The 23,248-nt window shown below is 52.8% G+C and carries 20 protein-coding genes and 4 pseudogenes; 8 read left to right on the forward strand and 16 right to left on the reverse strand.

The window, feature by feature from the left end; all coding sequences use genetic code 11:
- Positions 1 to 141 precede the first annotated feature (141 nt).
- The 5 genes and pseudogenes from C814_RS17290 to C814_RS17310 all read right to left on the reverse strand — a co-directional run.
- Positions 142 to 570 (reverse strand): annotated as a pseudogene (locus C814_RS17290) (helix-turn-helix domain-containing protein); the annotation flags it as partial.
- 67 nt (positions 571 to 637) lie between these two features.
- Positions 638 to 823: a hypothetical protein gene (locus C814_RS17295; protein WP_016322379.1), complete on the reverse strand. Its 186-nt coding sequence runs from the start codon at positions 821 to 823 to the stop codon at positions 638 to 640.
- Between the two features lie 29 nt (positions 824 to 852).
- Positions 853 to 1,128 (reverse strand): DUF5720 family protein, encoded by a 276-nt coding sequence (locus C814_RS17300; RefSeq protein ID WP_004054662.1) that lies wholly within the window; start codon positions 1,126 to 1,128, stop codon positions 853 to 855.
- Between the two features lie 11 nt (positions 1,129 to 1,139).
- Entirely contained in the window at positions 1,140 to 2,075 is a 936-nt protein-coding gene (locus C814_RS17305) for a ParB/RepB/Spo0J family partition protein (RefSeq protein ID WP_016316696.1), read from the reverse strand.
- On the reverse strand, positions 2,072 to 2,923 hold the full coding sequence (locus C814_RS17310) for a ParA family protein (RefSeq protein WP_016316697.1): 852 nt from the start codon (positions 2,921 to 2,923) through the stop codon (positions 2,072 to 2,074). Before C814_RS17310 ends, C814_RS17305 begins: the two co-directional genes overlap by 4 nt.
- Positions 2,924 to 3,111: 188 nt before the next feature.
- Between C814_RS17310 and C814_RS17315 the strand changes: the two are divergent.
- The 5 genes and pseudogenes from C814_RS17315 to C814_RS23110 form a co-directional block, all read left to right on the forward strand.
- Positions 3,112 to 4,350, forward strand: a pseudogene (locus C814_RS17315) (recombinase family protein); the annotation flags it as partial.
- 93 nt (positions 4,351 to 4,443) lie between these two features.
- Positions 4,444 to 4,527 (forward strand): annotated as a pseudogene (locus C814_RS23105) (Maff2 family mobile element protein); the annotation flags it as partial.
- Positions 4,528 to 4,541: 14 nt separating this feature from the next.
- Positions 4,542 to 4,796: pseudogene (locus C814_RS17320) on the forward strand (VirB6/TrbL-like conjugal transfer protein, CD1112 family); the annotation flags it as partial.
- A 33-nt stretch (positions 4,797 to 4,829) separates the two neighbouring features.
- A complete protein-coding gene (locus tag C814_RS23830; RefSeq protein ID WP_016316700.1) occupies positions 4,830 to 5,231 on the forward strand; it encodes a transposase in 402 nt (133 codons plus the stop codon).
- Positions 5,231 to 5,599 (forward strand): transposase, encoded by a 369-nt coding sequence (locus tag C814_RS23110; protein ID WP_016316701.1) that lies wholly within the window; start codon positions 5,231 to 5,233, stop codon positions 5,597 to 5,599. Before C814_RS23830 ends, C814_RS23110 begins: the two co-directional genes overlap by 1 nt.
- A gap of 145 nt (positions 5,600 to 5,744) precedes the next feature.
- Here C814_RS23110 and C814_RS17330 read toward each other — a convergent pair whose 3' ends face one another.
- The 8 genes from C814_RS17330 to dctP all read right to left on the reverse strand — a co-directional run bounded on the left by C814_RS17330 (position 5,745) and on the right by dctP (position 16,436).
- Entirely contained in the window at positions 5,745 to 8,744 is a 3,000-nt protein-coding gene (locus C814_RS17330; RefSeq protein ID WP_016316703.1) for a type I restriction endonuclease subunit R, read from the reverse strand.
- Positions 8,731 to 8,961 (reverse strand): helix-turn-helix domain-containing protein, encoded by a 231-nt coding sequence (locus C814_RS17335; protein ID WP_016316704.1) that lies wholly within the window; start codon positions 8,959 to 8,961, stop codon positions 8,731 to 8,733. The genes C814_RS17330 and C814_RS17335 overlap by 14 nt, the downstream gene beginning before the upstream one ends.
- A 668-nt stretch (positions 8,962 to 9,629) precedes the next feature.
- Positions 9,630 to 10,301, reverse strand: a complete 672-nt coding sequence (locus C814_RS17340) for a GntR family transcriptional regulator (protein WP_016316705.1) — start codon at positions 10,299 to 10,301, stop codon at positions 9,630 to 9,632.
- 392 nt (positions 10,302 to 10,693) lie between these two features.
- Positions 10,694 to 12,310 (reverse strand): mannitol dehydrogenase family protein, encoded by a 1,617-nt coding sequence (locus tag C814_RS17345; protein ID WP_016316706.1) that lies wholly within the window; start codon positions 12,308 to 12,310, stop codon positions 10,694 to 10,696.
- Positions 12,311 to 12,325: 15 nt separating this feature from the next.
- Positions 12,326 to 13,402 (reverse strand): mannonate dehydratase, encoded by a 1,077-nt coding sequence (gene uxuA / locus C814_RS17350; protein ID WP_016316707.1) that lies wholly within the window; start codon positions 13,400 to 13,402, stop codon positions 12,326 to 12,328.
- A gap of 90 nt (positions 13,403 to 13,492) precedes the next feature.
- Entirely contained in the window at positions 13,493 to 14,776 is a 1,284-nt protein-coding gene (locus C814_RS17355; protein ID WP_016316708.1) for a TRAP transporter large permease, read from the reverse strand.
- On the reverse strand, positions 14,776 to 15,279 hold the full coding sequence (locus C814_RS17360; RefSeq protein WP_016316709.1) for a TRAP transporter small permease: 504 nt from the start codon (positions 15,277 to 15,279) through the stop codon (positions 14,776 to 14,778). Before C814_RS17360 ends, C814_RS17355 begins: the two co-directional genes overlap by 1 nt.
- A 134-nt stretch (positions 15,280 to 15,413) precedes the next feature.
- On the reverse strand, positions 15,414 to 16,436 hold the full coding sequence (gene dctP / locus C814_RS17365) for a C4-dicarboxylate TRAP transporter substrate-binding protein (RefSeq protein ID WP_016316710.1): 1,023 nt from the start codon (positions 16,434 to 16,436) through the stop codon (positions 15,414 to 15,416).
- 353 nt (positions 16,437 to 16,789) lie between these two features.
- On the opposite strand from dctP, the gene C814_RS17370 reads away from it, so the two are divergent.
- The 3 genes from C814_RS17370 (at position 16,790) to C814_RS17380 (ending at position 20,073) form a co-directional block, all read left to right on the forward strand.
- Entirely contained in the window at positions 16,790 to 18,739 is a 1,950-nt protein-coding gene (locus C814_RS17370) for a beta-galactosidase (protein WP_016316711.1), read from the forward strand.
- Between the two features lie 33 nt (positions 18,740 to 18,772).
- Entirely contained in the window at positions 18,773 to 19,156 is a 384-nt protein-coding gene (locus C814_RS17375) for a winged helix-turn-helix domain-containing protein (RefSeq protein WP_016316712.1), read from the forward strand.
- Positions 19,157 to 19,290: 134 nt separating this feature from the next.
- Complete coding sequence (locus C814_RS17380; RefSeq protein ID WP_016316713.1) at positions 19,291 to 20,073, forward strand: sirohydrochlorin cobaltochelatase; 783 nt, start codon at positions 19,291 to 19,293, stop codon at positions 20,071 to 20,073.
- Between the two features lie 105 nt (positions 20,074 to 20,178).
- On the opposite strand, the gene C814_RS24230 is transcribed toward C814_RS17380, so the two are convergent.
- From C814_RS24230 to serC, 3 genes are all read right to left on the reverse strand, one after another.
- Positions 20,179 to 20,349, reverse strand: a complete 171-nt coding sequence (locus tag C814_RS24230) for a hypothetical protein (RefSeq protein ID WP_016316714.1) — start codon at positions 20,347 to 20,349, stop codon at positions 20,179 to 20,181.
- Positions 20,350 to 20,429: 80 nt separating this feature from the next.
- Positions 20,430 to 21,596 carry a phosphoglycerate dehydrogenase gene (locus C814_RS17385; protein ID WP_016316715.1) on the reverse strand — a complete coding sequence of 389 codons (1,167 nt, stop codon included), beginning with the start codon at positions 21,594 to 21,596 and terminating at the stop codon, positions 20,430 to 20,432.
- The gene (serC, locus tag C814_RS17390; RefSeq protein WP_016316716.1) at positions 21,596 to 22,681 is read right to left on the reverse strand and encodes a 3-phosphoserine/phosphohydroxythreonine transaminase; all 1,086 of its coding nucleotides are present in this window, start codon (positions 22,679 to 22,681) and stop codon (positions 21,596 to 21,598) included. The genes C814_RS17385 and serC overlap by 1 nt, the downstream gene beginning before the upstream one ends.
- Between the last annotated feature and the right edge of the window lie 567 nt (positions 22,682 to 23,248).

Here is a 23,248-nt window from a genome sequence, read left to right on the forward strand (position 1 = left end):
TAGTTGAACGCACCCTCTCCTGGCTCAATCATTCCAGACGTCTCAGTAAAGATTATGAGATATCCGTCTCATCTGCTGAGACTATCGTCAAAATTTCTCATTTCCATACCTTGCTTAAACGCTTATGAATACAGCTTCTAATTTCTCTATATTTATTTGCGTTGGATTTTCCGTTGACGGTTTTCCCGTTGACGGATTATCCGTTGTCGGAAAACCCGACAACGGTTTTTCCAACAACGGTTTTGGAGGCAACGGTTGGGCGGGCGGTTCCTCTGTTACCGGACGCTCATAAATCACATACTCGTTGGCGCTGAACTTGCCGCCCGCGTCGGTGGTCTGGCGGCGCTTGATATACCCGGCCTTTTCCAGCTCCTTGACTGCGGAGCGGATGGCGTCCTTGCTTTCCCGGTTGATAACGGCCAGACCGGAAAGGGTGTAGTCCCAATCCTCCGGCAGCGAGAGCATTTGGGACAGCAGGCCCTTTGCTTTCAGGCTCAGGCTCTTGTCCCGCAGATGATAGTTGCTCATGACGGTGTATCCCTGTGTGCGTTCTACGCGAAAAACGGCCATTTTCTGCACTCCTTTCGTTTCCCAGGGCATGAAAAAAGCCACAATCCCTTAAAAAGAATTGCGGCGTTCATTTGCTGGCTGACTTCTGCCTGTACCGGTGAAAAAACGGCGGCATGGGCGGTTTGTCAAACAGGCTCTCTAACTGCGGAAACGTCAGGGTTTGAAAAATCCGGTCAATCTCAATGGTTTCCATGTTGCGCTGGGAGCGGCAGTCCTCCCGGATGGCTTCTCTGATTTCCTTAACGGTACACATACTCATTCCTTCCTCTCAATTTGTCGGGTTTACGGGTGGCGTTTCTTTTTGGGCTTGAAGTCCAGGATATGCCCCTCAATGACGCGGGCATACCGTTTGATTTTGATGTCCCGGCGTTTCTGGCTGGCGAGAACGGCCTGGTAGCCGTCCTCGTCCAGAAACAGGCGCGTTTCATCGCCGGGTGCGCCGTAGGCGGTGCGGGGCCGCAGGACGGAAAACTCCACCATCCAGCGGGTCTTATCCTGAAACCGTTCCACAGCCAGTATGTTGTGGCCCTTTAACTCCCTGGCAACGTGATCTCTCATAGGCGCTCCTTTCAGCGTTCCTGATCTCTCTGACGCTTTTTCTGCCACTGTTCCAGCAGTTTGATGATGGTTTCCTGCATCCGGGCAGGGGTGTAGCTTTTGGGAAAATACTTCCGCAGGGTGTCGGAGGTAAACGTCACCTTGTCCAGATCGCTTTTCTTTTCCTCGCCCATAATCGCCCGCATTACATCTATGGACAGATGCCCCTCCTGACTGAATTTCTTGAGCCGCTGGGCTTGGGAAAGGGAGGGGGTGGCCTGTTCGCTGTCCATCGCGTCCAAAAGCTGGGTCTGTTCTTCTTTTTTGAGAAAGGACAGCTCATAGGCCGGGTTCAGGGCAATTTTCTTTTCGTCCACCATGTTCAGCAGTTCGGGGATTAACTCGGTCAGACGGATGTAGCGCGAAATCTGATTGCGGCTTTGCCCAACCTGTTCCGCTAAAATTTCTCTGGATTCCTTGCCTTCAAAATTCCGCCCAAGTTGGGCGGAATTTTTAGAGGGCCGACCTGCCTGCCGTTTCATGGCCTCCAATTTCATCTTGTAGGCAAAGGCCCTTTCGCTGGGGAGCAGGCTTTCCCTTTGCAGGTTGCTGTCAACCATGATAATTGTGGCGGCGTCATCGTCCAAATCCCGGACAATCACCGGCATGGTTTCTTTCTCTGCCAGTTCACTGGCCCGATGCCGCCTGTGTCCGGCTACCAGCTCATAACCGCCGTTAGGGTCAGGTCTGGCAATCGCCGGGACCAGAACGCCATACTGCCGGATGCTGTCGGCGGTTTCCATCATGGCATCATCATCTTTGACTTTGAAAGGATGTCCCTTGAACGAGTGCAGCTCGCTTAAAGGGATTTCTACCACCTTTTCCCGCCCCGCGTCGGCGCGGCTTTCCTCGGTGGTAAACAGATCATCGACCGATGCCAGCTCTACTTTTTTCGCACTGCTTTTCAAGTTTCAACACCTCCTTGGTCAGATTTGCGTAGCCTTCGGCTACTTTGCCCCCTGGGGTGCGGGTCGCCAGTGGCGACCTCACAATGTCTTTGACATTGTGAAGCACCGACCGAGCCGAAGGTGAGACCATGGGCGAAAATGCTCTTGCCCTCTGCGCTGATTTCCTTTGCCCGGACAGAATGGGGAATCTCGGTTCCGAACACCTTGATTTTGCTGCCGTAGGTTTCCCGCAGCAGGGCGGCAATCTCTTTGGCAAAGTTGGTGCGGTTGTCCACCATCGTCAGCAGGATACCGTCTATTTGCAGTTTCGGGTTGATCTGCCGCTTGACTTTGGCTACCGTAGAGAGCAGCTGTTCCAGCCCTTTGGCGGGCAGATACTCCGCCTGGACGGGGATTATGATCCGGTTGGCGGCAGCCAGCGCGTTGACGGTGAGCATACCCAGGGAGGGCTGGCAGTCTATGAGGATATGGGAATACTGCCCCTTTACGGTGTCCAGGTATTGCCGCAGAATCGTTTCCCGGCTCATAGCGTTTACCAGCGACACCTCCATGCCGGACAGCTGAATATCCGCCGGCATCAGGTCCACGCCCTCCGGGTGGCGCAGAATCCCCTCGCCGGGGCGGACCGGCTGATCGGTCAGGATACGGCCCATCGCGTCGGAGAGGGTAAAAGGCAGCTTATCCGGCTGGGGATTGCCCAGGCTGATGGTCAGGCTCCCCTGCGGGTCCCCGTCAATGAGAAGCACTTTCTTTCCGGCCTGCGCCAGTCCTATCCCTAAATTGGCACAGGTTGTGGTCTTGCCCACACCTCCCTTTTGGTTGGCGATGGCGATGATTTGCGTGTTCAAGATAATCACCTCGTTTCTTGGTATGAAAAAAGGGAGAATGTGACCGGAATCAACATTCTCCCTTAGAAACGATATGTGATTGTGCAATAATCTGTCTTTTGTGAGGTTAGCTTTTGAGAGCCATCTCGCCGCAAACCCGCATGAATACTGGGTTTTTGCCTGTTTGCTTTCCCTTTCCCCAATAACCTGTGTTCAACGAGATGTACAGCAAGGATATTTCCAAGAAAGTCCATTCCTCTTATCTTCTGAAAGCGCAGAAAGGACAGTTTACCGGGTGTCTTGCCCCGTTTGGGTATCGGAAAGACCCGGAGGACAAAAACCATTTGCTCATTGACGAGGAAACCGCCCCGATTGTGCGGCTGATTTTCGGATATGCCCTAAACGGTCATGGTCCGAACTATATCCGCAGACGGCTGGAGGAAGAAAAAATCCCTTGCCCCACATGGTGGAACCGGGAACGGGGGCTTCGCAATACCCGCACCAAATGGGAAAAGAAAGACCCGGAAAACGGGCGGTACGCCTGGGACTTCTCCGTGATTAAGGAAATCCTGATGAACCCCGTCTACACCGGCGCAATCGCTTCCCAAAAGACCGAGTACCGCTTTAAAATCGGCACTATCCGGGATAAGAAGCCGGAGGACTGGATTGTGGTGGAGGGGACGCATGAGCCGCTGGTGGACAAAAAGGACTTTGCGATTGTGCAGGAAAAACTGAAATCCCGCCAGCGACCGGGCAAATCCGGGGAAATCAACCTCTTTGCAGGGCTGATAAAATGCGGGGAGTGCGGAAAGGCTCTCACCATCCGCACCACGCATGAGAAGTTCCCGAAGCGGATTTTCTCCTGCAAGACCTATAATGCCTATGGGAAGCAGCACTGCACACAGCACCGGGTTGAGTTTGACACGCTCTATTCCCTTGTGTTGAACAAAATCCGGGAGTGCGCCGCCGCTGCCCTGACAGACAGCGAAGCGGTGGCCGGACGGCTGACCGACACCTGCCAGACCGAGCAGAAAGACCAGCGGGAAGCGATGGAGCGCACCCTTGCCAAAGACGAAGAACGGATTGAAGTGCTGGAAAAGATGGTATTGCGGCTCTATGAGGATATGGTAGCCGGACGAATCACAGAAGAAAACTTCAATCTCCTGCTGGAAAAGACGCAGAAGGAACAGGCGGAATTAAAAGCCAAGGTTGAGGAAGGCCGGAAACGCCTTGCCGATGAAATCCGGCTTGCCGTGGACGCAAGGCAGTGGGTGGAATCCATACAGGAATACCGGGACATCACCGAGCTGGACGCTTCCACCCTGAACCGCCTGATTAAAGAAATCGTTGTCCATGAAACCATAGACAGAGATAAGACAAGACACATTTCTATCGAAATTCATTTTAATCTCAAACCCATACCGGAAGTGGAGCAGGTCACAGGCTGACCGCTCCCCGCTCCGGGGGATTCTTTAAAAACTCCATATATATTTCTTGACGTGCCGCCGCCCGCCAGAAAGCTGTATTGTTCCTACTAATTGGGGATAACACAGCTTATGGCCGGCGGCGGTGTTGCCCTGATTGGGATGCAGCTTATCCCTCTGCTGGCAAACCTGTTCGGTTAAGGCAGGGATAGCCTATGCTGAACATCCTCGACATAATCAAAGACTGGATCAAGGAAATCCTGCGGGAGTGCATCATGGGCAACCTGGACGGGATGTTTGACCAGATTAACAATGAAGTCGGGGAGGTTGCGGCGAATGTGGGGACGACCCCGGCGGCATGGAACGCCGGGGTCTTTTCCATGATCCGCAATCTGAGCGATACAGTCGTGGTGCCGGTTGCGGGGATCATCCTGACCTTTGTCCTGTGCTACGAACTGAGAACCTGTATTCACAAGGAGAAAAGAACGTGGTAAAATAGAGATATGGAAGAAAAAGGACGGGAGTCGTACCCTAGCGACTTGACAGATGAGCAGTGGGAGGAGATCGCCCCACTATATGCCGAGATGCGCAACTGCACGTGGAGCAAGAGGGAATTGACGGATGCTGTGCTGTATTTGGTAGATTCGGGGTGCAAATGGAGACAGTTGCCCCATGATTTTCCGCCATATTCAACGGTACACAGTTTTTATCGCCGCGCCCGGATCAGCGGGCTGTGGGATAAAATTCTGGAACATCTTGTAAAAAAGACACGAATAAATGCTGGACGCAAGGAGAGCCCAAGCTACGCGATCATTGATTCCCAGAGTGTAAAAACAGTAGCAGCCAGCGAAGATCGCGGAATTGACGGAGGGAAAAAACAAAAGGCAGAAAGCGGCACATTGTAATGGATGTGCTGGGCTGTTTGTTGTCTATTGTGGTTCATGCTGCCAATATTCATGACACAAAAAGTGGAATATCTACCGCCAGACGAGCGCATGAACGATATCCATCTATTCAGAAATTCTGCGCAGACGCCGGATATCGGGGCACCTTCGTTTCTGATTTGAAGAACCAGTTTGACCTTAATGTCGATATTTCAGAGAAAATCAAGCTCCACCAATGGGAAAGACTCCCTTGGCGCTGGGTAGTTGAACGCACCCTCTCCTGGCTCAATCATTCCAGACGTCTCAGTAAAGATTATGAGATATCCGTCTCATCTGCTGAGACTATCGTCAAAATTTCTCATTTCCATACCTTGCTTAAACGCTTATGAATACAGCTTCTGAGATACTTATACGGGAATACCTGTGTGATAATCTTGTATTCTCCCGGAGAACCACCCAGGCCAAAGTTGGCACAGATGGTTTTCAGATCGTCGATCATCCTCTTTGTTCGGATGGTAATAGATTCGATTTGCATTATGCTGTCCATGTCCTTTCTGCGAAGTATTCACTGGAAATGCAGCCCTCCATGAACTTGACCTGACTTGCAGTTGGCTGTACTCCTCTATTGCGGCAACTCTGAATGATCTCCGGCATGATTTCACGGGTAAAGTAAGCGTGGTTATCCATCATGCGCTGATTTTTCAGCACCTTCTGGTCTACAGCAACCTTTATCCCCATGAGAACATCGAAAATCACGGGGTCGCTTCCAATCGGCGGCGGAGTAGCCTTGATACGTTTGTGAGTACGCATATATTTGACATCATTTTGATATTTGGCGCAAAGCATCTGATCCCGAAGATTCTGCTGTGCAGCGGCCTTGCGGATGCGCTCCAACTCCTGAATGTTCTGCTTCATCTCGTCCGCAGTCAGTTCTTCAATATTTTTCTTCTTGAAGATCCGTTTGAGTTCTTCCAGCAAGGAAATATACTCCGGGTCTTTGGTGTCGAGACTGCGCTCCAGTTCCTGGCGGGTCTTTTCCAAAATATCTTGGAATTTGTCGGCAATGACCAGTTCTCCCTCAGAAACCTTGCGGAAATGGAACTCGATTTGGTCTAAGGCCAGGTTCAAGAGGCCGGAAACATCCTCTCCATCCCGCATATTCTGTTTGAGATTGACTATGGCAATGCGGTTATTGACCTCCGTACACAGGGCGTGGAGGTTTTCCATCGTGAATTTCTGAGCCAATTCCTCATAACCGAACAGTTGAATGATATTTATCAACTCTTTATAGGTATCTAGAGCTTGACGCAAAGCCAACAGCTCTTGCTTATCATCCAATGCGGTGATCTGCTGGGAAAACAGCTCTGCATTGTCCGTGGCATACATAAACAGCTTGTCCTGAATTGCCTGAATATCTTGCTCGATTTCCTCCTGGGACTTGAAAATGTCCCGATAACGCTGAAATTCATCCCCAAGCTCTGCCTGTAGCTCCCTAAAATACGCTTCGTTGGTCTTATCAAACTCAGCTCGAATATCCGCAAAGTCTACGACATAACCGTAGCGGAAGGATTTGTATGGACGGTTTACACGGGTCAGTGTTTGCAGAAGGTTGTGTTCCTTGATGAGCCGCCCTAGATACTGCTTCTTTAGACGTGGGGCATCGAAGCCGGTAAGTAACATATTAAAGACTACCAGCAGATCAATTTTTCCTTTCTTAAAATCCTCTTGGTATCCCCGGCGTGTTTCCTTATCATCCACATCATGCAGGATCAGTACATGACTGATTTCCGGGTAATCCTTCAATGTTTCTTCCACTGTGCGGGCTTGGTCGGAAGAATCACAAACAATCATTCCGCCAATCGAGGAATCCCCTAATGCAATCCGACTGTGCTTGAAATCATCTACAATATAGTCTACCAGTGTAGCCACATATTTCGGATGCGCATAGATGTCTCTCTTTTTGAAGGAGCCCTCCTGCATTTTCAGCTCTTCCAGAATCGACTGTAGCTTTACTCTATACTCGGTCTTGATTCCCTCCCGGATGAGCTTCAAGGTATACCCGTCAGCAATAGACCTATTGTAATAATATTTGTGGATGTACTCGCCAAAAACATCTTTTGTGTTGTAGCCCTCGCCAATCAGGGGTGTCCCAGTAAGTGCGATCATAACCGCTTCACGATCTGAGGCCATCAGGTTAGCGAGGAAGGAGCCTTTAGGATTATAGCTGCGATGCGCTTCATCAAGGAAATAGATACGCTGCACATTTACATCGTAATCTGCTTTGCGAACGATAGACTCTGTTGAGAACTTGTGAATATTTACGACTGTGATCGTATCCTCGCCAGTATTGTTGGCTGTACCGATGGTGCGAATATTTTTGATGAAGTCATCTTTGGAATTTACTTTCTCCACATGAAGGCCACGGGCCGCAAATTCCTCTCCAGCCTGTGTCAGTAAGTCCAAACGATCTACAATGAAGTAGAACTTTGCAACCTTTCCTTGCTTTTGGTAATAATCCCGAAGATAACGTACATTATGAAAGGCCAGGGCAGTTTTGCCGCTGCCCTGGGTATGCCAAATGATACCGTGCTTGACGCCGGAATCTAATTTCTTCTCAATTGCCATCGTTGCGAAAAACTGTGGATACCGCATGACGTGTTTTTCCAGCGTCTTGATACCATCCTTAGTGGTACGCTCCACATAAGCAAAGCCATACTTGAGCAGCTTCAAAAACCGATTGTGAGAAAAAAGCGATGTCAGGATTCGGTTCGTCGGTGTCAGTCCGTTCAGATTGGTGCAATACTCGCTTGTCCCTTTAATGGAAACCAGATTGTTATCAGATAGGATGAAATCTTCCTTTTGTCCATCAATTTCTTGGATGGCAGCGTGTAACTGTGGTTCCTCCTCACGGAAACGATTGAAGAAAAGTTTTTGATAACTGCTGGAAGCATAGAAAGCCCCTTCGATTGGCTCTGGGTCTGAGTCATCATACTCCATATTGTTGGAAAACACCATCAACTGTGTGATATTCACGAATCTCCGGAACGCTTCTTTAGAAAAACGGGTGTTGATACGGTTGTGCTCCGCAATGATACCATCCCTGTTATTTGGCTTTTTGACTTCAACAAAAGCGAGAGGCAGTCCGTTAATCAGCAATGTGATGTCGGGCCGAAACTCGTCCTCGCTGTTTCGATAGGTCAATTCAGTGACAATATGGTATGTATTTCGGCTGTCATCCTCCAAGTCGATAATACGCAGGCCGTTGATGCCGTCCAGAAGAATTTTATAAAATGCCCGTCCCAAATCGTCGTTGGACAGCTTGATGGTAAGCTCCTCAAGGAGCCGGTCAATATCCTGTTCCAACAGATTACATCCATTGATTCGGTTTATCCCGGCCCAAAACAGTGATCTGAAAATGTTTGTTTCAGAACAAATTCCACCGTTATACTGCTTTAACGAAAGATAGTCATACTTCAAACGAGTCAGATGCACCAATGCGGGAATCTTTACACGGGAATTTTCATTGTGAACCATCTGACTCGCCTCCTTTGGCCGGAATGATTTCCATAATGTCGCCTATATCACAATGCAGCGCAGTACATATTTTGACAAGAGATTCAGTTGAAACATTTTCATTCCGGCCCAGTTTGGCAATCAGCGCAGGACTTACCCCAGCGGCCTGCTGCAAATCCTTCTTTTTCATATCCAAGTCGATCAATAGCTTCCAGAGTTTTTTGTAGCTGACCACCATCTCTATCACCATCCAAGCAACATTAAAATGTGATAAAGCGATTGTACCACACATTGCCTGAATTAGCAATATAAATACATGATTCTGAATTTTATCTATCAAACGAAATAGGAGCAAAGCCAAAAACTCTCTAGCTATAATAGAAAAACAAGGTCAAGGGTACTATGTCGTAGGGCAATGTGATTTATCCTGTGCAGGACAATAAACACCAGCCCCCGACATAGAAAAATAAGACCTTGCACCTATGGTCGGTGGTCGTAAAACAGTATTTTTGAAAACTCTGAAAACCTTGTGTTTTCAAGGGGCGGCGTGACTTTGGCCACGCCGCTTCCCTTTTCGTGGGATATTCCAACATTACCATGACGCTGAACTATTACGCACATGCAACATTCGCTTCCGCAAAAGCTGAAATGGAAAGGCTGATTGCAGCATAGCCGCGCATACCATTTACTACTTTTTTACTACCGACCAGAGGGAAAACCTAAAGGTTTATGAGGGTATATGTGAACTTCTCCCCATATCTAAAATGCCGGAAAAGCCCGGAAGTACGTGCTATTCCGACATATAAGAATTTCTAAAGAGATGATAATCTGATTTTACCAATAAATTTTTTGCCAAAAAACGGTCCCCAACGCCCTGTCAGAGCGTTGGGGACTGCGTGTCAGTGGTTAAAAGTACTGTGGATACCGCTCCCGGATGGCGGCGGCATCGAACTTATACCGGCTGAGGTGAATCTGGGTCAGATACCGCGCCTGCTGGGGATCGTTGCTGCGGATCGCATTCAGAATCTGGGCGTGATCCTCCACGATCTTGAGGTCCTTGTTGCTTTCCAAAGCCATTCTTCGTACCCGGTCAAAATGGATCGAGATGTTCTGGATCAGCGAGTAGACCTGTTTTTTCTGTGCGATCTCGAACAGGATCGAATGGAACTGGTTGTCCATCTCCATCAACGACTCTGCGGAACCATGCTCAAGATAGAAGTTCTGGAGCTTCACGTTTTCCTCCAAGCGGTTCAGCTCATCCGGACCAGCCAGTTCACAGTCAAGCTCGACCACAGCGCATTCCAGCACATGGCGCATGAAGCGGGACTCCTCCACCAGATCGTAGTCGATGCGTGAAACAACGCTTCCTTTCTGGGGGATAATCTCGACGATTTTGACCTTTGCCAGCTCGATCAGGGATTCCCGCACCGGGGTACGGGACAGGCCCATCTCGGCAGAAAGCTCGTTTTCGCTTACCAGGCTCCCAGGGGCCAGATCGAGAGAGATGATGTTTTCCTTGATGGTGCGCAGCGCATAATCGCGTCCGGTCTCTCTGGGCAAACGCTCTAATAAATGCATTGTGGTCACCTCCTGCATTTTAGAACCTGTATTCATCATCAGGGGATGCCGGATAAGCGAGGGATTTTGCTGCCCTGCAAGGCGAAAAAACGCGGACAATACTTTGTGTATTGCAAGGTTTTTCAACGCAGCAGGCCGGCAAAAGGCCCGCTCAGACGGTGTCGAATGGTTGTGAATACGGGTTCTTATAATCGAAACGCCCGAAAAGAATCAGAAGAATCTTTATTCGGGGCTGCGGAGACCTCGCCGCAGCCTTGCTTCAGATAACATAGTTATCCAGCACACAGAGCATGTTGGCGGGCTTTTGTCCCCACTTCAAAACAAATGCTTGTTTTGAAGTTCTCTGACTATAAGCATACAGGATTTAGAACACTGCGTCAAGAACTAGTATGCTAGTTTCTTAAATATTTTTTCAGGGTATCCCGCACTGCACCCGGGCCAGCCATCAGCTCCCGCAGCATGGTTTCAATCTTTCCGCCAAGCCCGGCCGCGTTCAGATCGGTAGCAAAGAGGGAGGTGTTGGAAAGGATAGCGGGCAGTTTGCCGTCCAGGCTGTCCGGATTGCCCAATGTTGCGCCGGAAAGCTGCTGCTGGAGGGTTTCCAGCATGGGGTCGCTGCTGCATTCCATCGGATTGCCGTTGTCATCCACTGCCAGCAGATACCGGAGCCATCCGGCGATCGCCAGCGGGATATAGGTCAGGTCGGCTGCATTCAGGTCGGGGCGGGCAAGATAGCTCTTGATCGTCTCGCCGAACCGGATGGCGACCTTCTGGCTGGTATCGGTGGCGATCCGCTGCGGCATATCCGGGATGAACGGGTTGGGCAGCCGCTGGTCGATCACCTCATGGATAAAGTCCATGGGGCTGAGAATCTTCGGGTCCACCACAACGGGGATCCCCTCGTCGTAGCCGATCCTCTCGACCAGTGCTTTCAGTTCGGGGTCTTTCATCTCGGCAGCGATTGAGTCGTAGCCAAGCAGACATCCATAGACCGCCAGCGCAGTATGCAGTGGGTTGAGGCAGGTGGTGACCTTCATCTTTTCGGTATTGTTGACGGTATCCCGGTCGGTCATATAGACCCCCGCTTTTTCGAGCGGCGGACGCCCGTTGGGGAAACGGTCCTCCACCACCAGATACTGCGGCTGCTCGGCGTTGACAAACGGGGCAATAAAGGTGTTCTTGCTGGTGACGATAGGAGCCATGTTTTCGATCCCTGCCGCGGCGAGGGATTCCTCCACCACCTTAGCGGGACGGGGGGTGATCTTGTCGATCATCGACCATGGGAACGAGACCTTTGTTTCATCCTGCACCCAAGCAACAAACTCCTGGGAGACAAACCCGTTTTCCAACCATTTTTCCACAACCGTCATGACGCTGGAACGTAGCTTTTCACCATTGTGGGAGCAGTTGTCCATGCTGACCATCGCGACCGGTGCAGCACAGGCGTTAAACCGTTCGAGCAGCAGCGAGGCCACCATGCTCATGGCGTGGGAACAGTTTGACGGGCCGTTTTTGAAGTCGGCTTCCACGAACGGGAAGAAGTCACCCTGGATGTTTTTCAGGGCATACCCCTTTTCGGTGATGGTGAAGCTGGCCATCTGAAGGGAGGGGTTCCGGAAGATACGCTTCAGTGCGTCCATGTCCTCCGGGAAGGCGTTCCCGGCGCGCAGGCCCTCTGCGATTGAGGCGACCACCTCTTTTTCCATCGAACCGTCCGGCAGCAGGCTGACCATCAGGGTCATGTGGTCGAACGGGGTGTAAATCTTTTCGATGATGTCATAATCAAAGGTGTCAGCAGCCACGATACCGCCTTTTACCAGCCCCTGTTCCAGCAGGGACTGCTGAAGCAGGGCGATAAATCCGCGGAAGATGTTGCCCGCACCAAAGTGTACCCAGGTGGGTTCGGCAGCGGTTGCGGCGCACATCTCCTTCCAGTCAAACTGGGGAAGCGCTACGCCGGCAGCCTCCCATGCGGCGCGGTCCTTCAGACCTTCATAGCAGAGTTTCATAATCCGGTTTCCCCCTTATTTGGACAGTTTCCCAATGGCTTCCCAGAGGCCATTGATATAGGTGGCGCCCAGCGCGCGGTCATACAGGCCATATCCCGGACGTCCGACCTCTCCCCAGATCATGCGGCCGTGGTCGGGCCGGATGTAGGTATCGGGGCAGGTGTCATAAACAGCCTTCATGATCTCGAACAGGTCCAGGTCACCGGTGGACGAGAGGTGTGCGGCCTCACGGAACTTGTGGGTGCCGAGGTATTTCACGTTGCGGACATGCAGACAGCCGATGCGCCCCATCTCACCGAAATGGCGGATGGCTGCCGGGATGTCGTTGTCCGGGTTGGAGCCGAGCGAGCCGGTGCAGAGGCAGAGGGCATTGCTCGGGGAGTCATGCAGCTGGACGATCTTGTCGAAGTCGGACTGACTGTGGGCGATGCGGGGCAGGCCAAAGATCGGCCATGCGGGATCGTCCGGGTGGCAGGCCATCACAACGCCGCATTCCTCACAGGTGGGGATGATGCCATCCAGGAAATATTTGTAGTTGGCGCGCAGATCGTCGGGCGTGATTGATTTGTACCGCTCAAGGGTGGTTTCCAGCTCGGCCAGCCGGGCAGGCTCCCAGCCGGGCAGGGTGAACCCGTTGCAGTTCTCGATCGTGTTGCGTACGAGGTCGGCCGGGCCCATATCCCCCAGCTCCGCCTCGTCGAAGTAGAGGCTGTTCGAGCCATCCTCCGGGATTTCCCGGGCAAGGTCGGTGCGCAGCCAGTCGAACACCGGCATGAAGTTGTAGACGATCACCTTCACACCATATTTGGCGAGGTTGCGGATGGTGATGCAGTAGTTTTCGATATACTGGTCACGGGTGGTCAGGCCCATCTTGATGTCCTCGTGGACATTGACCGATTCGATCACCTCGCACTCAAGGCCGGCGGCGTGGACCTCGTCCATATAGGTTTTGATCTCCTCTTCGGTCCAGACCTCTCCAGCCGCCTTGTAATCGAGCACCCCCATCAGGCCGCTCATGCCGGGGATCTGTTTAATCTGGCTCAGGGTGATGTTGTCGCTATTGGAGCCATACCAGCGGAATGTCATTTTCATATCAATCACTCGCCTTTCCGCTCCTGCCGCAGCATCTTACGGCTGCGGCAGGAACAACGCATTTTTCAGAACTGGGAAACAATGGGTAGGTTACGCAGCCCCGTAGACCAGATTGGGCAGGAAGAGGACTGCCTGCGGGAAGAACACCATGAACAGGACAACGCCAACGACCGCGAGATAGAACGGCCAGCCGTAGCGGACGGTATCCTCGATCGGGCATTCCATGATATCCGAAACCGCATAAAGAGCGGTGCCGACCGGGGGAGTCATGACGCCGAAGGTGACAACGGTCATCATAATCATACCGAATACGATCTCGTTGACGCCGACGCTGCGCATAACCGGCAGCAGGATGGGGGTCAGGATCAGGGCAATGACGGTTGTCTCCATGAACATGCCGCAGATCAGCAGGAAGAGGATGACCAGGATCAGCAGCAGGGTGGGGTTATCGGTGATGCCCAGCAGGGTGTTGGCAATCGTGACGGTGATGTCATCATAAACGACGCCGTAGCCGAACACGCCCGAGAACGCCAGGATGATGGTGATAACGGTGACATCCTTAACGCTGTCCTTCAGCGTCTGGATCAGCTTGCTCCAGTTCATCTCGCGGTGGATCACTACGCCGACGAACAGTGCATAGGCGCAGGCAAACGCGCCCGACTCGGTGGGGCTCATGATGCCGAAACGGATGAGCAGGATCAGCAGGATGGGGAACATCATCGCCCAGATGCTCGAGATGAAAGCGGAGAGGATCTCCTTGGGCGGAGCGGGCTTGTCATGCTCGGGCTTGTAGCCAAACTTGCGGGCGCTCCATGTGGTGGCGAGCATCAGCAGCACACACATCAGGATGCCCGGCACCCAGCCCGCCATAAACAATCGCCCGATCGACACCTCGCCGACCGTACCGTAGATGATAAGCCCCATACTGGGCGGGATGGTTGCCACGATCAGGCCGGAGAGGCCGTTGATTGCGGCGGACCAGCCGCGGGCATAGCCGAGACGGAGCATCTCCGGGCCGAGGACGCGGCATTCCATCGAAGCATCCGCCACAGCGGAACCCGAAACGCCGCCCATCAGGGTGGAGAGCAGGCAGGAAACCTGGCCGATATTTCCGTACATATGGCCGGTACAGGCGTTGGCAAACCGCATCAGGCGGCTGGTGATGCCGCAGCTGTTCATCAGGTTGCCTGCGAGGATGAACAGGGGGATTGCGAGCATGGTGAAACTCTGGGAGGTGGAGATGGATTTCTGAACGAGAACGGTCATGGGGAGGTCACGGATCAGGAAAAACGAGAATCCGGACAGGCCGATCGAGAAGGCCACAGGCATACCGAGCAGCAGGAACACCAGGAAAATACCGATTGCAATAAACATTATGCCACATCCTTTCCCGCATCATACTTGATCTCTTGATCCGCAGGTGTTTTAATCCGCTCCACCAGACGGATGGTGGTGGAGATAATCATCAGCAGCGCGCCGACCGGCACCGCCATCGTGACCCAGCTGTAGCTGATATGCAGCGCGGTGATCTGGCGGCTCCAGCCGGTGACGGTCATCGAATAGCCGTTGACGACCAGCACACAGAGGAAGCCGAGGATAATCACTTTAAACACGATGTCCATCCCCTTGCGCACAACAGCGGGGAACCGTTTGACCAACAGGTCGATACCGATCAGGCCAGCGCCGCGGATCGCGATGTCGCTGCCGAGGAAGATCATCCATGCGAATGCCACCAGCGCGACGTCCTGCGCCCAGTTGAGCGGCATTTTGATATACCGCATCAGGGCGGAGACAAAGACCAGTACCGTCAGGCCGGCGAGCAGCAGCAGAGCAACCAGCTCTTCAAATTTGCAAAATGCCGCATAAATTTTTTTCATGATTTCACATCCTAAACTCTAAGTCCATCAGGTAAAAGTTCGAAAAAGAGGGGGCATCGACCAAGCAAAACTGTCTGCATCGATGCCCCCGACATCAGGCGTTAGGTGTTGATTCGTTCAGGACAGGCGGCTGATTAGAGGCCGGCCTCTTGGTACATCTGCTCACGCAGGTCGGTCCAGCCGAGTTTCTCATAAGCGCTCTTGGCAGCCTCTTTGAAGGCGTCGAGATCCACTTCAACGATCGTCATGCCGTTGTCAACCAGCTGTTTCTCGAGGTCGGCCTGTGCTGCGATAACTTCCTGGGCGCTGTCATATGCGCAGGAGAAGAAGTCGTCCTTGAGGATCTGCTGATACTCGGCAGGCAAGGTGCTGAACCACGCTTCGCCGCAGATGACGATGTTGAACAGGTTGATGTGCTCGGTCTTGCTCACATAGTTGCAGACCTCGAAGATCTTGCTCGAAACCGCGGAGGTGTACTGGACCTCGCATGCGTCGATCGCTTTGGTCTGGATGCTGTTGTAAACCTCGGACCATGCGATGTTGTACGGGGTAGCGCCCAGCGCTTCGATCGAACGGGAGTAGGGGTCTGCACCCGGGGTACGGACAACGACGCCGTTCAGGTCAGCAGGGGTTTTGTACTCCTTCGGGCCCATGAACGAGCGGGCGCCGTCATAGTAGTTGTAGCAGAGGGAGCGGATTCCGGCTTTTACCAGCTCCTCATCCCAGCCCTTGAAGGTAGCGGTTTCCATAACCTTGCAGCCATCCTCATAGTTGTCCACAAAATAAGCCATGTTCAGGATGCCGATGTCGTTGACATAGCTCGAAAGACGGCCGGCGTCGGTGAGCACCGCGATGCCCATGCCCTGAAGCGCCTGGTCAATCATGTCCTCCTCTGCGCCCAGCTGGCTCGAAGGATAGATGGTAACCTTGACTTTGCCGTTGGTATCCTCGGCAACCTTGTCCGCAGCGGCTTTCAGGCCGGCGTAGATCATCGAGGTGTCGGTCTGGGTGGTGGAGAGCTTCAGCTCATACACCTTGCCGTCGTCAGCAGCGGGAGCGCTGCTGTTGGAGCCGCTGGGAGCGCTGTTGGAGCCACCGCATGCGGCGAGAGAGCACGCCATAGTTGCCGCAAGGAGTCCGGAAAGCAGTTTTTTCATTGTGAGTCCTCCTAAAATAAATGTTTTTCAGATTTTCGGCCGGTGTATCGGCCAGCCGTTTTCTTAACAATACTTTAACACATCTTTTACAATTTGTCTACTAGTATACTAGTAAAATTTAAACTTTTTCTTTTGTGCAAATCACCAAAAATATGCGTTTAGAAATTGACAGAGAAGGGGAGGCATACTATAATCGAAATGCTTCATAAGGATTTTTTTGAAGTCTGCGGCGTTTTGGTCGCAGAGAGCCGCCAATGCCGGCTCTGTTTTACATGGCACAGCAGCAGATACGCTGAAAAAACAGAAAATGACAGGACGCGCCGCGGCTTGCGCGTCAGAAGGGACAGGGTTATATGTGGTTAGGCGTTGACTATTACCCCGAACAGTGGGACCCCAGTTTGCTGGAAACGGATCTGGACAGGATTGTGGAGTTGGGCTGCAACATCATCCGGATCGCTGAATTTTCCTGGCATCTGATGGAGAAAACCGAGGGCAGCTATGATTTCCGCTTTTTTGACCGGGTGATCGAAAAGGCGAAGGAACGGGGTCTGAAAATCCTGATGGGAACCCCGACTGCCACCATCCCCGCATGGCTGGCAAAAAAGCATCCGGAGATTCTTTCCGAATCTGAAGGGGGGAAGAAACGGAGTTTCGGCGGACGCCGTCTCTATTGTTTTAACAGTCCGGCTATGTATGCTTATTCCGAAAAGATCATCCGCGCGCTGGTGGAGCATTACAAGGAGGAAGACCAGATTGTGGCGTGGCAGATCGACAATGAGATTGGGCACGAGGGCAGCGACATCTGCTATTGTGCCCAGTGCCATCGCGCGTTCCAGCGCTATCTGGAGGAAAAATTCCAGGGCAGTATCGACGCACTCAATGAGACCTATGGGACCACCTTCTGGTCGCAGGAATACAACAGCTTCGATGAAATCCCACTGCCTGCCGAGACGATTGCCGCCCACAACCCGGCCCTGCGTCTGGACTGGGAGCGGTTCCGCAGCAGAAGCATCACCGCTTTTTTCGATTTTCAGGTGAAGCTCATCAAAGAGATTGTGCCGGATGCCCTTGTGACCCATGACATCCCTGGCGGTGGACTGAACAAGCATGTGGATTACTCCCGCGCAGCCGAAAACCTCGATTTCGCTTCTTATAACAATTACCCGGTGTGGGGCGGTCAGAAAACGCCGCTTGCCCCACATGAAATCGCATTTTCGCTTGATTATATCCGTGGGTTAAAGCAGCAGAACTTCTGGATCACCGAAGCGATCATGGGGGCGCAGGGGCACGACGTAACCGGATTTCTGCCCCGCCCCAATCAGGCGAAGATGTGGTCCTGGCAGGGGATCGCACACGGGTGCGAGTCGATGCTCTACTTTCGCTACCGCGGCGCAACCAAGGGTGCGGAACAGTTCTGCTACGGGATTTTGGATGCGGATAACGTAAAGGGCAGGAAGTTTTATGAGGTACAGGGCCTGTTTACGGAAGCCCGGCAGTATCAGAAGGCGTTCTCCTCTCCGATCAAAAGCGAAGTCGCGATCGTCTATGACTATGACTCACTGGCGGCATTCCGTATCCAGCGCCAAAGCCTGCTGCTCGACTGCCAGACCGAAATGCAAAAGCTGTATAAGCCGTTTTACGACCGGAATATCCCGGTGGATGTCCTGCCGGAAACCGCAGACCTTTCCGGCTACCGGGTGGTGCTCCTGCCGCAGATGATCATAGCCAAACCGGCATTTCAAGCTAAGATCGAAGCCTTTGTCCAAAAGGGCGGCACCCTGGTCCTGACCTATCGGAACGCAGTGAAGGATGCTGACAACAACCTGTTCTTTGAAAAGACGGTTCCAGTGGGATATACCGGGCTGTCCGGGGTATCGGTGGTCGAGACTGAGAGCCTTCAGGAGCTGGAAGCATTTCCAATTGTGGGACAGGGCGTCTTTGAAGGGGAGCAAGGATGTGGGGGAATTTTCCGTGACATGCTGGCCGTCGAGGATGCCGAGGTTCTTTATCGTTACGGGGATGCCTTCTATACCGAATATGCCGCGGTGACCCGGAAAAAACAGGCGGACGGAACCGTTTACTATCTGGGCTGCGGCTTGGATGAGGCTATCACCGCGCGGATTATCGACCAGATTATCATGGACAACCGGATCAAAACGGTGGAATCCGACGATGGTGTAGAAGTGGTAGTTAGAGGCGGCGCAGAGCAGCGGGTACGCATGTACATCAACCACAATGCCCACGAAGCAAGGGCAGGATCGGTCACACTCGCGCCGTTTGGATGCAGAGTGGAAGAAATTTAGAGTCCACAGAGGCTCCATAGGCGGGATTACAGATTGGACTATCAGATTCGTGTAAAATTGAAACAGGAGCAGATTTTTTTTGGCCCTGGGGTAGCGCGCCTGCTGCGCGGGATCGAGCACACCGGCTCCCTGCAAGCCGCGGCGGCTGAGATGGGGATGTCCTATAGCAAAGCATGGAGGATTCTGCATACCGCAGAGCGGGAGCTGGGATTTTTGCTGGTTCACCGCCGGGCCGGGGGGAACGGGGGCGGTTCTTCGCAGATGACCGATCAAGGGCAGGCGTTTCTTGAGCGGTACGAACGATTTGAACGGGAGGTCAACGCTGTGGCGGAACGCCTTTTCGCGGATTGCTTTGATGGTTTTAGCGGGCCACCGGATCTGAAAAAACCAGAAACAGGCTCCACGGACAGCCCATAAACAAAAAGCAGGCCGAATCCGTCTTATGGCGGTTCGGTCTGCTTGGCCTTTGGGGGTGCAATCACTGCGGGAGGTGGTTGCGGGGAATCCCGGTCTTGTGTTATGCTGGGGAAAACAGAAGAAGGAGAACAAAGATGAAAAATCGAGCAATTTTGGTGGTGAGCTTTGGGACAACCTATCCGCAAACCCTCGAAGAGACGATCGGTGCGATCGAACGGGAGATAGAAAAAGCATACCCAGAGTATTTTATCCGGCGCTGTTTTACAAGTGGTATTGTAAGAAAGGTGCTGTATCAGCGGGAGGGGCTCCAGATTGATGATGTCCCCGATGCGCTTGAGCGGCTTTTGGAAGAGGGCGTCACTGAAGTTGCAGTCCAGCCGACCCATGTGATGCATGGATTCGAGTATGATAAGCTCCAATCCCAGGCCGTGGCTTTCACCGGACGGTTTCCCCGTCTGTCACTGGGGAGGCCGCTGCTTTCCTCCACTGCGGATTACCAGGAAGTGGTGCAGGCGCTCAGGTCCGAGTTTGCAGACCCGCTTGCAGATCCGCAGGCTGCGCTTGTCCTGATGGGACATGGCACCGAACATTTTGCCAATGCCTGTTATGCCGCGTTGAACGATCATGTCCGGGCAGCTGGTGTGCGGAATCTATTTGTAGGTGCGGTTGAGGGATATCCGGAGGTGGACGATCTGTTGATCCGCATCAAAGAAAGCGGCGCGAAGCGGGTGGTGCTTGCGCCGTTGATGGTGGTCGCTGGAGATCATGCGCGCAATGATATGGCTGGGACCGGCCCTGACTCCTGGAAAAGCCGCCTTGAGTCGGCAGGTTATCCGGTCACCTGTATCCTGAAAGGGCTGGGAAGCTATCGTACGATTCGACAGATTTATCTTTCGCATCTGCGGGAGATTCTTTAGGCAATGGTTTCATAAAAGCGTCAATGAGAAGGGCAGGCGGAGCAGACCCTCGCACATCGAAGGCTCTCGAGAGAGTAAAATGATATACGAAATGTTTTGCAGTTGTTATCTTTTACGGATTGTTTTGTAAATACCTGAGGCAAGCGAGAAGCAGCCAAGCAAACCGATGACCACTCTCCATGCTGTTCCATGAATGGCAAGCAGTGTTGGAAGCGGATAGACCGCAGCAAACAAGAGAATAAGTGCTCCTAAGATAATCAGGGCGATTTCTTTCATGATAGAACCTCCATAAATTCAGAATCCGTTCTACTACAAAATTCCCCTGTTTTCCGACAGAGAAAACAGGGGAAAACCGTTTAACGGTAGAGGTTTACGCGGATCACACCGTCAATGCCGCGGATTTTTTCGATCATCCCGTCATTGATCCGGCCGCCCACGTCGACCATCGTATACGCGTAGTCTTTTTTGGATTTGTTGGTCAGGTTTTCGATATTGACCCCGCATTCCGAAATGATGCTCGCAATCTGGGTCAGCATCGAGGGGATATTCCGGTGGATCACCGTAACCCGCATCCCCACGCTTCTCGGCATTGAAACCGCGGGCAGGTTGACCGAATTGGTGATGTTGCCGTTTTCGAGGTAATCGACCAGCTGTGCCGCAGCCATCCGCGCGCAGTTGTCCTCGCTTTCGGGGGTGGAAGCGCCCAGATGCGGGATCGCCAGCACACCCGGATGCCCCAGAAGCTCCTCTGTCGGGAAATCGGTCACATAGCAGCGGATCTGTTTTTCCTCAAGGCCCTCCATCAGGTCTTCGGTTACAACCAGTTCGGCACGCGCAAAATTGAGCAGCCGCACGCCATGTTTCATCATCTGGATCGACTCAGAGTTGATCATTCCCTTGGTATCCTGCGTCATCGGAACATGCAGGGAGATGAAGTCGCAGTTTTCGTAGATTTCCTTGAGGCTGGCCGCGTGCTTGATGTCGCGGGAGATGCTCCACGCGGTATCGACCGACATATACGGGTCATAGCCATAGACCTGCATCCCAAAATGGCGGGCGAAGTTGGCGACCTTGACGCCGATCGCGCCCAAGCCGACCACACCGAGCTTCTTGCCGATCAGCTCCGGGCCGGAAAACCGGGATTTCCCCTGTTCGACCAGTTTGGGAACCGCGTCCCCTTCGCCTTTGAGGGTCTGCACCCACTCCATCGCGGGATAGACCTTGCGCGCCGAAATCAGCAGGCCGCAGATCACCAGCTCCTTGACCGCGTTGGCATTGGCGCCGGGGGTGTTGAATACCACGATCCCCTGTTCGCTGCATCGGTCGATCGGGATGTTATTGACGCCTGCGCCCGCCCGGGCGATCGCACGCAGTGTCTGGGGGAACTCCAGCTCGTGCATCGAGGCCGAGCGGACCAGGATGCCATCCGGCTGGTCCACGTCATCCCCACAGAGATACTTATTTCGGTTGAACACATCCAGCCCATGCGGGCTGATCTTGTTCAGGGTTTTGATCTGATACATCAGGCGTTCTCCTCCTCAAACTTCTGCATCAGCGCGACCAGTTTCTCAACGCCCTCGAGCGGCATCGCATTATAGATCGAAGCGCGCATCCCGCCGACCGAGCGGTGCCCCTTCAGGCTGACAAACCCGGCGGCATCCGCCTCGGCAATAAACTTTTTGTCCAGCTCCGCGTCACCGGTTACAAACGGCGCATTCATCAGCGAACGGTCCTCCGGCACAACCGTCCCCTTGAACAGTTTCGAGCGGTCGAGGAAATCATAAAACACCTTTGCTTTGCGTTCGTTGCGCTCCTTCATCTTCTCAAGACCGCCGATCTCGTTTTTGATCCATTCCAGAACCAGCTTGCAGATATAGATTGAATAGGTGGGCGGGGTATTGTACATCGAACCGTTCTCCGCATGGATTGCGTAGTTGAGCATGGTGGGGGTGATCTGCTGCGGATTGCCAATCAGGTCCTCCCGGACGATCACGACGGTCAGGCCCGCAGGCCCCATATTTTTCTGTGCGCCCGCAAAGAGCAGGCCGAACTTCGAAACGTCGATCGGCTGGGAGAGGATGCAGGAAGAGACGTCTGCAACCAGCGGCACACTGCCTGTGTCGGGCAGCTCGTGATATACGGTCCCATAGATCGTATTGTTCATGCAGATGTAAAAATAGTCCGCATCCGGGGTGAACTGGCTTTTATCCAGTTTGGGGATATAGGAAAATGTCCGATCCTTCGAGGAAGCAACGATGTTGACTTTTCCATACCGGGCGGCCTCCTGGCAGGCCTTGTTCGCAAATGCGCCGGTAACCACATAATCCGCTTTGCCCGAACGGTTCATCAGGTTGAGCGGCACCATCGCAAACTGGGTGGACGCGCCGCCCTGCAAAAACAGGACCTTATAGTTGTCCGGAATCTGCATGACCTCTCTCAGAAGCGTCTCGCAGCCTTCAATGATCGTCTCATAGAGTTTGGTGCGGTGGCTCATCTCCATGACCGACTGCCCGCTGCCCTGATAATCCAGCATCTCCGCGGCAGCTTTCGCCAGAACGCTTTCCGGGAGCATCGACGGGCCTGCTGCGAAATTGTAAACTCTCGCCATAATTTAGCCTCCTGTCAGTTAAATCGGGGATTCCCCCGGTTGTTTTTGAAGTGCTTTGACTATTATTATATGGAGATTTCGCGGGATAGTCAATCTTCCATCTGTTCACACTGGAAAAATTTAGACATCTTTCACCGAATTAGATGTAGAATCACGGCTGTTTCTGTGAAATTCGACACGCTATTTCCCACATGAAAAAGCCAATCCTTTTCCAGGACTGGCTTTTCAGATCAAAACTGCCGGTTTTCAAGCTGGCAGCATCCGCATAAGAACCTGTTAGATATTTTATGTATGCAAGGGGGCTTTTTCACTTGCAAAAAGCCCCTTACCGCTTCGCGGCAATTCACCCGAAAAACGCGCTTCACAGGATAAGGCGTTCCGCGCTCATCTCGCGCCAAGAGCCTGCCTTCGGCGGGTTGCGCTCGAAACGCTTCGCTGCGGCTCGCAGTGCGGAGCGCGTCGGGGGCTCCGCCCCTCGACCCCGCAATTTTTTGAAAAAAATTGAGTAAAACTTTAGTTTTGGGAAAAAGCGGCACCCGGCCCGGAAGGGAGGGGCCTACGGGGAGG

The sequence above is a fragment of the Anaerotruncus sp. G3(2012) genome (assembly GCF_000403395.2).
Taxonomy (GTDB): Bacteria; Bacillota; Clostridia; order Oscillospirales; family Ruminococcaceae; genus Anaerotruncus.